Genomic DNA, 10631 nt, shown 5'->3' on the forward strand with positions numbered 1-10631 from the left:
GGGGGGCGTTAAGCGCGAGAACGTAAACGATCCAGTTTCTCAACTTTCTGACGAATACGCTGTTGCTTCAGCGGTGAGAGGTAATCGATAAACAGCTTACCGACCAGGTGATCCATCTCATGCTGAATGCAAATCGCCAGCAGATCGTCGGCTTCCAGCTCAAACGGATTGCCGTCACGATCCAGTGCGCGGATTTTAACTTTTTCGGCACGTGGCACCAAAGCGCGCTGTTCAGGGATAGACAGACAGCCTTCCTCAATACCTGTTTCGCCGCTTTTTTCCAGCATCTCAGGGTTGATCAGCACCAGGCGCTCATCACGATTTTCAGAAACGTCGATCACAATAATACGTTTGTGAATGTCTACCTGGGTCGCGGCAAGGCCAATGCCTTCTTCAGCGTACATGGTATCGAACATATCATCGACGATACGCTGAATTTCTGCATTCACTTCTTTAACCGGTTCCGCGACGATGCGAAGGCGCTCGTCAGGAATATGTAACACTTGCAAAACTGCCATAAATTTCCAGAGTCGTGTTCAGGAGTTGATAAGAATATTACTTCTATTCTAGACAAATCCCCGGTCGATTGACAGCATCAGTGACCAATCGCAAAGATTGCTGAGGCTGCTTATGGCAGAGAAAAGGATGACGTCCACAGAGATATGGTTACGGCTTATAAACATCGGGTCGTTATACGGTGACGCGATGCTGGAGATTGCGCAGAGGCTGCTTCGCCAGGCAACCGTCGATGCTGAAGCTGTCAACGCGTCAGGGCTTTCGCCCAAACATGCCGTAAAGTTTTTTTCGTTCAGTGAGAGTGAGCTTGAACGTAGTCTGGAATGGCTGGAACACACCGACAACCACCTTCTCACAGCGGATGATCCTCGCTTTCCGCCATTGTTACGTTCTATACCTGATTTTCCCGGGGCGCTATTTGTGCGAGGCCGCGTTGACGTGCTTAATAGCATGCAGCTTGCGGTTGTGGGCAGCCGTGCGCCCTCGTGGTATGGCGAGCGGTGGGGGAAAATGCTGAGTGAACAGCTGTCCCAATGTGGCTTTACGATCACCAGTGGCCTGGCTTGCGGCATCGATGGTGTGGCACATCATGCGGCGTTGTCAGCAAAAGGGCGAAGTGTCGCTGTGCTTGGCAATGGTCTTTTTAGTCTCTATCCGCGTCGTCATCACATTCTGGCTGAGCAACTTATCGCTTCAGAGGGGGCGATAGTGTCTGAGTTTTCACTTTCGACATCGCCCAGACCGGGTAACTTTCCACGGCGTAACCGGATCATCAGTGGGTTAAGCCAGGGCGTGCTGGTGGTCGAAGCTGCGATTCGGAGTGGATCGCTGGTTACCGCAAGGTGCGCACTGGAGCAGGGGCGTGAAGTTTTTGCGCTACCCGGCCCGTTGGGGAACCCTGGCTGCGAAGGCCCTCACTGGCTGATAAAACAGGGGGCGACGCTGGTGACCTGTAAAGAGGATATCCTGGAAAATTTGCAGTATGGATTGCATTGGTTGCAGGATGATCTCCAAAAGCGACATATTTCATCGGATCAGGAGGCAGTAGCATTGCCATTTCCCAAGCTCCTGGCTAACGTAGGAGATGAGGTAACACCTGTTGACGTTGTCGCTGAACGTGCCGGCCAACCTGTGCCAGTAACGGTAGCACAGCTACTCGAACTGGAGTTAGCAGGGTGGATCGCAGCTGTACCCGGCGGCTATGTCCGATTAAGGAGGGCATGCCATGTTCGACGTACTGATGTATTTGTTTGAGACTTACATCCACAACGAAGCAGAAATGCAGGTGGATCAGGACAAATTAACACGGGATCTGACCGACGCAGGTTTTGAGCGGGAAGATATTTATAATGCGTTGATGTGGCTGGATAAGTTGGCTGATTATCAGGACGGCCTCGCCGAACCGATGCAGCTTGCTTCTGACCCATTGTCTGTGCGCATCTATACAGCTGAAGAGTGTGAAAGGCTGGATGCCAGCTGCCGGGGATTCATTTTATTCCTCGAGCAGATTCAGGTGCTAAACCTCGAAACGAGAGAGATGGTGATAGAGCGCGTCATGGCGCTGGATACTGCTGAATTTGAACTGGAAGATCTCAAATGGGTGATCCTGATGGTTCTATTCAACATTCCAGGCTGTGAAAATGCCTATCAGCAAATGGAAGAATTACTCTTTGAAGTGAATGAAGGTATGCTGCATTAATTCTATGTGCAGCAACAAGAGTTGTTATGGCCAAATCAGCACTCTTCACGGTGCATAAAAACGAGCCCTGCCCACAGTGTGGGGCTGAACTTGTTATTCGGTCCGGGAAACACGGTCCGTTTCTCGGTTGTTCACACTATCCGGAATGTGATTATGTCCGTCCCCTGAAAAGCCAGGCGGACGGACATATCGTCAAAATTCTGGAGGGACAGCTTTGTCCACTCTGTGGCGGCGAACTGGCGCTGCGGCAGGGGCGGTTCGGGATGTTTATCGGATGCAGCCGCTATCCGGAATGTGAACATACGGAACAAATTGATAAACCAGATGAAACGGCAATTGCCTGCCCTCAGTGCCAGCGTGGTCAATTGGTGCAGCGCCGCTCTCGTTATGGCAAGACCTTCCATTCGTGCGATCGCTATCCTGAATGCCAGTTCGTTATCAATTTCAAACCAGTAGCGGGCGTCTGCCCTCATTGCGATTATCCGTTACTTATAGAAAAGAAAACCGCGCAAGGCTTGAAACGCTTTTGCGCCAGTAAACAATGTGGAAAGCCGGTTTCGGCGGATCAAATCAGTGAATAATAACCTGTCATCAGGCTCCATCGCGCAGGCGGTGGACATCCTGAAAAAAGAAGAAGTCATCGCCTATCCAACAGAAGCCGTTTTCGGGGTCGGGTGCGATCCTGACAGCGAAGTCGCCGTTAACCGTCTGCTGGCGCTAAAACAGCGGCCTGTCGAAAAAGGATTGATTTTGATCGCTGCGAACTACGAGCAGCTTAAGCCTTATATTGATGATTCCATGCTGACGCCTGCACAGCGGGAAACCATTTTCTCTGCGTGGCCTGGTCCCGTGACGTTTGTTTTCCCTGCACAACCGACAACGCCGCGCTGGCTAACCGGGCGTTTCGATTCACTCGCGGTACGCGTTACCGACCATCCCTTGGTGGTGGAGTTATGCCAGGCATTTGGTAAACCCCTGGTTTCAACCAGCGCCAACCTGACCGGGCTTCCCCCTTGTCGGACAACAGAAGAAGTTCTGGCGCAGTTCGGGAATGATTTCCCTGTAGCCGTGGGTGAAACCGGGGGGCGTCTTAACCCGTCAGAAATTCGCGATGCCTTGACCGGCGAACGTTTTCGCCAGGGATAATGTTATGGAAACCTATGCTGTTTTTGGTAACCCGATCGCGCACAGCAAGTCGCCTCTGATCCATCAGCTGTTTGCAGAGCAATTGCAGATAGATCACCCGTATGGTCGGGTTCTTGCGCCTGTTGATGCATTTATACCGACGCTGAATAGCTTTTTTGATGCGGGTGGTAAAGGTGCGAACGTCACGGTGCCTTTTAAAGAAGAGGCTTTCGGGCGTGCGGATGAGCTGACCGAGCGTGCCTCGCTCGCTGGTGCCGTCAATACCCTTAAGCGGCTTGAAGATGGTCGCCTTCTTGGCGATAACACCGATGGCATAGGTTTACTCAGCGATCTGGAGCGATTGTCGTTTATTAAACCAGGCTTTCGGATCCTGCTGATCGGCGCGGGTGGCGCGTCGCGCGGCGTATTGCTTCCTCTTCTTTCGCTGGATTGTGCGGTGACAATCACCAACCGTACCTTCTCCAGAGCAGAAGAGCTGGCGGCGTTGTTCGCACACACAGGCAGCGTAACTGCGGTAGCACTTGACGATCTCGCGAGCCACGAATTTGATCTTGTGATTAATGCCACCTCAAGCGGTATTAATGGAGAGATCCCGGCGATTCCTGCATCCCTGGTTCATTCCCACATCTACGCCTATGACATGTTTTATCAAAAAGGGAAAACGCCATTTCTGACCTGGTGTGAACAACAGGGGGCAAAACACGTGGCTGATGGTCTGGGCATGCTGGTGGGGCAGGCGGCTCATGCGGTGCTACTCTGGCATGGCGTGTTACCTGCTGTAGAACCGGTGATCGAAAAGCTGAAACAGGAACTGATGGCATGAATCAGGCGATTCATTTTCCCGACAGAGAAATCTGGGATGAAAATAAGCAAGCGGTTTGTTTCCCGGTGCTGGTGCATGGAATGCAGCTCACCTGTGCGATTAAAGGGGAGACGTTGCATCAGCGCTTTGGTGGTTCAGATCCGTTAGCGGTCTTTTGCGAAAATCGCTGGGATCTGGAAGAGGAAGCCAGCGATTTGATCCGCGATCAGCAGGAAGACGATCAGGGTTGGGTCTGGTTATCCTGATCCAGATAGTCATTCTTCCATTTAACGTAATTGTTCGCTGAGTATTTCAATCCTTCGATCTCCGCCTCTTTTAGGGGGCGGATCTGTTTAACCGGACTGCCTAAATAGAGATAGCCACTTTCCAGACGTTTGTTTTGCGGAACAAGGCTTCCTGCGCCAATCATTACGTCATCTTCTACTATGACGCCATCCAGCAAAATCGATCCCATCCCAACGAGCACCCTGTTACCGATTGTGCAGCCGTGGAGCATCACTTTATGACCGACGGTGACATCTTCCCCAATGATGAGCGGATTGCCCTCAGGGTTATAAGATGACTTATGAGTCACATGCAGCACGCTGCCGTCCTGAATATTGGTGCGTGCATCGATCGCAACGTAGTTAACATCGCCCCGGATCGCGACGAGTGGCCAGATGCTGACATCATCGGCCATGCGAACATCACCAATGACCACGCTGCTGGCATCGATCATCACGCGATCGCCTTTTTGGGGGAACAGATCTTTATAAGGACGTAATACTGCAAACATATCTACCTCGATACAGATGAGCGCTATTAAAGAAGACTTTGATCGTATTCCTGGATCGAGGCAAGGCAAAATGCGTCAATTTTTAAGCGGATCGGGTGGGTTTTCAGCGAAAAGAACGGAAAATCATCAGTTGGAAAAAAAGATCTAAAAAATACTTGTGCTAAAAACTGGGATCCCTATAATGCGCCTCCATCGACACGGCGGATGTGAATCACTTCACAGACAACCCGGTCGGCTGAAGAGAAAAAATCCTGAAATAACGGGTTGACTCTGAAGGAGGAAAGCGTAATATACGCCACCTCGCGACAGAGCGCTGAAGCGCGTCGCAACTGCTCTTTAACAATTTATCAGACAATCTGTGTGGGCACTCAAAGTGACATGGATTCTTAATGTCCTCGGACACTAAATGAATACCAAGTCTCAACGAGTGAACACGTAATTCATTACGAAGTTTAATTCATTGAGCATCAAACTTAAATTGAAGAGTTTGATCATGGCTCAGATTGAACGCTGGCGGCAGGCCTAACACATGCAAGTCGAACGGTAACAGGAAGCAGCTTGCTGCTTCGCTGACGAGTGGCGGACGGGTGAGTAATGTCTGGGAAACTGCCTGATGGAGGGGGATAACTACTGGAAACGGTAGCTAATACCGCATAACGTCGCAAGACCAAAGAGGGGGACCTTCGGGCCTCTTGCCATCGGATGTGCCCAGATGGGATTAGCTAGTAGGTGGGGTAACGGCTCACCTAGGCGACGATCCCTAGCTGGTCTGAGAGGATGACCAGCCACACTGGAACTGAGACACGGTCCAGACTCCTACGGGAGGCAGCAGTGGGGAATATTGCACAATGGGCGCAAGCCTGATGCAGCCATGCCGCGTGTATGAAGAAGGCCTTCGGGTTGTAAAGTACTTTCAGCGGGGAGGAAGGCGATAAGGTTAATAACCTTGTCGATTGACGTTACCCGCAGAAGAAGCACCGGCTAACTCCGTGCCAGCAGCCGCGGTAATACGGAGGGTGCAAGCGTTAATCGGAATTACTGGGCGTAAAGCGCACGCAGGCGGTCTGTCAAGTCGGATGTGAAATCCCCGGGCTCAACCTGGGAACTGCATTCGAAACTGGCAGGCTAGAGTCTTGTAGAGGGGGGTAGAATTCCAGGTGTAGCGGTGAAATGCGTAGAGATCTGGAGGAATACCGGTGGCGAAGGCGGCCCCCTGGACAAAGACTGACGCTCAGGTGCGAAAGCGTGGGGAGCAAACAGGATTAGATACCCTGGTAGTCCACGCCGTAAACGATGTCGACTTGGAGGTTGTGCCCTTGAGGCGTGGCTTCCGGAGCTAACGCGTTAAGTCGACCGCCTGGGGAGTACGGCCGCAAGGTTAAAACTCAAATGAATTGACGGGGGCCCGCACAAGCGGTGGAGCATGTGGTTTAATTCGATGCAACGCGAAGAACCTTACCTACTCTTGACATCCAGAGAACTTAGCAGAGATGCTTTGGTGCCTTCGGGAACTCTGAGACAGGTGCTGCATGGCTGTCGTCAGCTCGTGTTGTGAAATGTTGGGTTAAGTCCCGCAACGAGCGCAACCCTTATCCTTTGTTGCCAGCGGTTAGGCCGGGAACTCAAAGGAGACTGCCAGTGATAAACTGGAGGAAGGTGGGGATGACGTCAAGTCATCATGGCCCTTACGAGTAGGGCTACACACGTGCTACAATGGCGCATACAAAGAGAAGCGACCTCGCGAGAGCAAGCGGACCTCATAAAGTGCGTCGTAGTCCGGATTGGAGTCTGCAACTCGACTCCATGAAGTCGGAATCGCTAGTAATCGTGGATCAGAATGCCACGGTGAATACGTTCCCGGGCCTTGTACACACCGCCCGTCACACCATGGGAGTGGGTTGCAAAAGAAGTAGGTAGCTTAACCTTCGGGAGGGCGCTTACCACTTTGTGATTCATGACTGGGGTGAAGTCGTAACAAGGTAACCGTAGGGGAACCTGCGGTTGGATCACCTCCTTACCTTAAAGAACCTGCCTTTGTAGTGTCCACACAGATTGTCTGATGAAAAGTAAATAGCAAGGCGTCTTGCGATTGAGACTGTACGTCCCCTTCGTCTAGAGGCCCAGGACACCGCCCTTTCACGGCGGTAACAGGGGTTCGAATCCCCTAGGGGACGCCACTTGCTGGTTCGTGAGTGAAAGTCACCTGCCTTAATATCTCAAAACTCATCTCCGGGTGACGTTTGAGATATTTGCTCTTTAAAAATCTGGATCAAGCTGAAAATTGAAACGACACACATGTTATGTGTGTTCGAGTCTCTCAAATTTTCGCAATTTGATGATGAATCGAAAGAAACATCTTCGGGTTGTGAGGTTAAGCGACTAAGCGTACACGGTGGATGCCCTGGCAGTCAGAGGCGATGAAGGACGTGCTAATCTGCGAAAAGCGCCGGCGAGGTGATATGAACCCTTGACCCGGCGATGTCCGAATGGGGAAACCCAGTGCAATTCGTTGCACTATCGTTAACTGAATACATAGGTTAACGAGGCGAACCGGGGGAACTGAAACATCTAAGTACCCCGAGGAAAAGAAATCAACCGAGATTCCCCCAGTAGCGGCGAGCGAACGGGGAGCAGCCCGGAGTCTGAATCAGCTTGTGTGTTAGTGGAACGGTCTGGAAAGTCCGACGGTACAGGGTGATAGTCCCGTACACGAAAGCACACTTGCTGTGAACTCGAAGAGTAGGGCGGGACACGTGGTATCCTGTCTGAATATGGGGGGACCATCCTCCAAGGCTAAATACTCCTGACTGACCGATAGTGAACCAGTACCGTGAGGGAAAGGCGAAAAGAACCCCGGCGAGGGGAGTGAAAAAGAACCTGAAACCGTGTACGTACAAGCAGTGGGAGCCTCTTTATGGGGTGACTGCGTACCTTTTGTATAATGGGTCAGCGACTTATATTCTGTAGCAAGGTTAACCGTATAGGGGAGCCGAAGGGAAACCGAGTCTTAACTGGGCGTTAAGTTGCAGGGTATAGACCCGAAACCCGGTGATCTAGCCATGGGCAGGTTGAAGGTTGGGTAACACTAACTGGAGGACCGAACCGACTAATGTTGAAAAATTAGCGGATGACCTGTGGCTGGGGGTGAAAGGCCAATCAAACCGGGAGATAGCTGGTTCTCCCCGAAAGCTATTTAGGTAGCGCCTCGTGAACTCATCTTCGGGGGTAGAGCACTGTTTCGGCTAGGGGGCCATCCCGGCTTACCAACCCGATGCAAACTACGAATACCGAAGAATGTTATCACGGGAGACACACGGCGGGTGCTAACGTCCGTCGTGAAGAGGGAAACAACCCAGACCGCCAGCTAAGGTCCCAAAGTCATGGTTAAGTGGGAAACGATGTGGGAAGGCACAGACAGCCAGGATGTTGGCTTAGAAGCAGCCATCATTTAAAGAAAGCGTAATAGCTCACTGGTCGAGTCGGCCTGCGCGGAAGATGTAACGGGGCTAAACCATGCACCGAAGCTGCGGCAGCGACGCTTATGCGTTGTTGGGTAGGGGAGCGTTCTGTAAGCCGTTGAAGGTGTGCTGTGAGGCATGCTGGAGGTATCAGAAGTGCGAATGCTGACATAAGTAACGATAAAGCGGGTGAAAAGCCCGCTCGCCGGAAGACCAAGGGTTCCTGTCCAACGTTAATCGGGGCAGGGTGAGTCGACCCCTAAGGCGAGGCCGAAAGGCGTAGTCGATGGGAAACAGGTTAATATTCCTGTACTTGGTGTTACTGCGAAGGGGGGACGGAGAAGGCTATGTCAGCCGGGCGACGGTTGTCCCGGTTTAAGCATGTAGGCGGAGGTTCCAGGTAAATCCGGTACCTTATTAACGCTGAGGTGTGATGACGAGGCACTACGGTGCTGAAGTGATAAATGCCCTGCTTCCAGGAAAAGCCTCTAAGCATCAGGTAACACGAAATCGTACCCCAAACCGACACAGGTGGTCAGGTAGAGAATACCAAGGCGCTTGAGAGAACTCGGGTGAAGGAACTAGGCAAAATGGTGCCGTAACTTCGGGAGAAGGCACGCTGATGTGTAGGTGAAGCCCCTGCGGGTGGAGCTGAAATCAGTCGAAGATACCAGCTGGCTGCAACTGTTTATTAAAAACACAGCACTGTGCAAACACGAAAGTGGACGTATACGGTGTGACGCCTGCCCGGTGCCGGAAGGTTAATTGATGGGGTTAGCGGCAACGCGAAGCTCTTGATCGAAGCCCCGGTAAACGGCGGCCGTAACTATAACGGTCCTAAGGTAGCGAAATTCCTTGTCGGGTAAGTTCCGACCTGCACGAATGGCGTAATGATGGCCAGGCTGTCTCCACCCGAGACTCAGTGAAATTGAACTCGCTGTGAAGATGCAGTGTACCCGCGGCAAGACGGAAAGACCCCGTGAACCTTTACTATAGCTTGACACTGAACACTGGTCCTTGATGTGTAGGATAGGTGGGAGGCTTTGAAGCGTGGACGCCAGTCTGCGTGGAGCCAACCTTGAAATACCACCCTTTAATGGCTGGTGTTCTAACGTAGACCCGTTACCCGGGTTGCGGACAGTGTCTGGTGGGTAGTTTGACTGGGGCGGTCTCCTCCCAAAGAGTAACGGAGGAGCACGAAGGTTGGCTAATCCTGGTCGGACATCAGGAGGTTAGTGCAATGGCATAAGCCAGCTTGACTGCGAGCGTGACGGCGCGAGCAGGTGCGAAAGCAGGTCATAGTGATCCGGTGGTTCTGAATGGAAGGGCCATCGCTCAACGGATAAAAGGTACTCCGGGGATAACAGGCTGATACCGCCCAAGAGTTCATATCGACGGCGGTGTTTGGCACCTCGATGTCGGCTCATCACATCCTGGGGCTGAAGTAGGTCCCAAGGGTATGGCTGTTCGCCATTTAAAGTGGTACGCGAGCTGGGTTTAGAACGTCGTGAGACAGTTCGGTCCCTATCTGCCGTGGGCGCTGGAGAATTGAGGGGGGCTGCTCCTAGTACGAGAGGACCGGAGTGGACGCATCACTGGTGTTCGGGTTGTCATGCCAATGGCACTGCCCGGTAGCTAAATGCGGAAGAGATAAGTGCTGAAAGCATCTAAGCACGAAACTTGCCCCGAGATGAGTTCTCCCTGAGACCTTGAGTCTCCTGAAGGAACGTTGAAGACGACGACGTTGATAGGTCGGGTGTGTAAGCGCAGCGATGCGTTGAGCTAACCGATACTAATGAACCGTGAGGCTTAACCTTACAACGCCGAAGGTGTTTTGGCGAAGAGACGAAATTTTCAGCCTGATACAGATAACAGAATTTGCCTGGCGGCTTTAGCGCGGTGGTCCCACCTGACCCCATGCCGAACTCAGAAGTGAAACGCCGTAGCGCCGATGGTAGTGTGGGGTCTCCCCATGTGAGAGTAGGGAACTGCCAGACATCAAACAAGTAGAAAGGCCATCCGAAAGGATGGCCTTTTTGCGTTATCGCTCCAGCCAAACCAATTCCCTCATTCGATATTCCTGCTGTCGCCATTAATACCTTACGGACGTATTAAAGCGTTTTACCCTACTGAAACTGAAGTTGTGGAATGCATTATGCTGGCTCGCAGCAGCGTTAAATCAATTAAATGTTATGTACAGGTATGGGGTATAGC

At 52.0% G+C, this 10631-nt stretch carries 8 protein-coding genes, 1 tRNA gene and 3 rRNA genes; 10 read left to right on the top strand and 2 right to left on the bottom strand.

The features are described 5' to 3' along the window. Positions 1-8: 8 nt before the first annotated feature. On the bottom strand, positions 9-518 hold the full coding sequence (gene def / locus SK58_RS04235; RefSeq protein WP_015571402.1) for a peptide deformylase: 510 nt from the start codon (positions 516-518) through the stop codon (positions 9-11). Positions 519-645: 127 nt separating this feature from the next. Between def and dprA the strand changes: the two genes are divergently transcribed. The 6 genes from dprA to SK58_RS04265 are packed head-to-tail and all read left to right on the top strand — an operon-like array spanning position 646 to position 4429. After that, positions 646-1770: a DNA-protecting protein DprA gene (gene dprA / locus SK58_RS04240; protein WP_017693885.1), complete on the top strand. Its 1125-nt coding sequence runs from the start codon at positions 646-648 to the stop codon at positions 1768-1770. Beyond that, positions 1742-2215, top strand: a complete 474-nt coding sequence (gene smg, locus SK58_RS04245; protein ID WP_000460665.1) for a DUF494 family protein Smg — start codon at positions 1742-1744, stop codon at positions 2213-2215. The genes dprA and smg overlap by 29 nt, the downstream gene beginning before the upstream one ends. Positions 2216-2241: 26 nt before the next feature. Next, positions 2242-2796 carry a DNA topoisomerase family protein gene (locus tag SK58_RS04250; RefSeq protein ID WP_017383725.1) on the top strand — a complete coding sequence of 185 codons (555 nt, stop codon included), beginning with the start codon at positions 2242-2244 and terminating at the stop codon, positions 2794-2796. After that, the gene (gene tsaC, locus SK58_RS04255; RefSeq protein ID WP_032104910.1) at positions 2789-3361 is read left to right on the top strand and encodes an L-threonylcarbamoyladenylate synthase type 1 TsaC; all 573 of its coding nucleotides are present in this window, start codon (positions 2789-2791) and stop codon (positions 3359-3361) included. Before SK58_RS04250 ends, tsaC begins: the two co-directional genes overlap by 8 nt. Before the next feature lie 4 nt (positions 3362-3365). Then, on the top strand, positions 3366-4184 hold the full coding sequence (gene aroE / locus SK58_RS04260; protein ID WP_032104911.1) for a shikimate dehydrogenase: 819 nt from the start codon (positions 3366-3368) through the stop codon (positions 4182-4184). Next, positions 4181-4429 (top strand): DUF1488 family protein, encoded by a 249-nt coding sequence (locus SK58_RS04265; protein WP_015571398.1) that lies wholly within the window; start codon positions 4181-4183, stop codon positions 4427-4429. The genes aroE and SK58_RS04265 overlap by 4 nt, the downstream gene beginning before the upstream one ends. Here the strand turns inward: SK58_RS04265 and SK58_RS04270 are convergent. Next, positions 4405-4959, bottom strand: coding sequence for a gamma carbonic anhydrase family protein (locus SK58_RS04270; protein ID WP_048219423.1), 555 nt, complete (start codon positions 4957-4959; stop codon positions 4405-4407). The two genes, SK58_RS04265 and SK58_RS04270, sit on opposite strands and share 25 nt — an antisense overlap. 475 nt (positions 4960-5434) lie before the next feature. Between SK58_RS04270 and SK58_RS04280 the strand changes: the two genes are divergently transcribed. From SK58_RS04280 to rrf, 4 genes are all read left to right on the top strand, one after another. After that, positions 5435-6976, top strand: a 16S ribosomal RNA gene (locus SK58_RS04280). An 84-nt stretch (positions 6977-7060) separates the two neighbouring features. Further along, positions 7061-7136 (top strand) — tRNA-Glu (locus SK58_RS04285). A 192-nt stretch (positions 7137-7328) separates the two neighbouring features. Then, a 23S ribosomal RNA gene (locus SK58_RS04290) occupies positions 7329-10234 on the top strand. Positions 10235-10298: 64 nt separating this feature from the next. Further along, a 5S ribosomal RNA gene (gene rrf / locus SK58_RS04295) occupies positions 10299-10414 on the top strand. Together the 16S, 23S and 5S rRNA genes with 1 tRNA gene alongside form the textbook arrangement of a ribosomal RNA operon. Positions 10415-10631 lie beyond the last annotated feature (217 nt).

The organism is Enterobacter sp. BIDMC93, assembly GCF_001037805.1.
GTDB classification, from domain to species: Bacteria; Pseudomonadota; Gammaproteobacteria; order Enterobacterales; family Enterobacteriaceae; genus Enterobacter; species Enterobacter hormaechei_C.

Excerpts from the sequence above, each read along its gene's own strand:
- SK58_RS04270 (WP_048219423.1), bottom strand. The coding sequence starts at position 4,959 with ATGTTTGCAGTATTACGTCCTTATAAAGATCTGTTCCCCCAAAAAGGC.
- aroE (WP_032104911.1), top strand. The coding sequence starts at position 3,366 with ATGGAAACCTATGCTGTTTTTGGTAACCCGATCGCGCACAGCAAGTCG.
- SK58_RS04265 (WP_015571398.1), top strand. The coding sequence starts at position 4,181 with ATGAATCAGGCGATTCATTTTCCCGACAGAGAAATCTGGGATGAAAAT.
- SK58_RS04250 (WP_017383725.1), top strand. The coding sequence starts at position 2,242 with ATGGCCAAATCAGCACTCTTCACGGTGCATAAAAACGAGCCCTGCCCA.
- dprA (WP_017693885.1), top strand. The coding sequence starts at position 646 with ATGACGTCCACAGAGATATGGTTACGGCTTATAAACATCGGGTCGTTA.
- smg (WP_000460665.1), top strand. The coding sequence starts at position 1,742 with ATGTTCGACGTACTGATGTATTTGTTTGAGACTTACATCCACAACGAA.
- def (WP_015571402.1), bottom strand. The coding sequence starts at position 518 with ATGGCAGTTTTGCAAGTGTTACATATTCCTGACGAGCGCCTTCGCATC.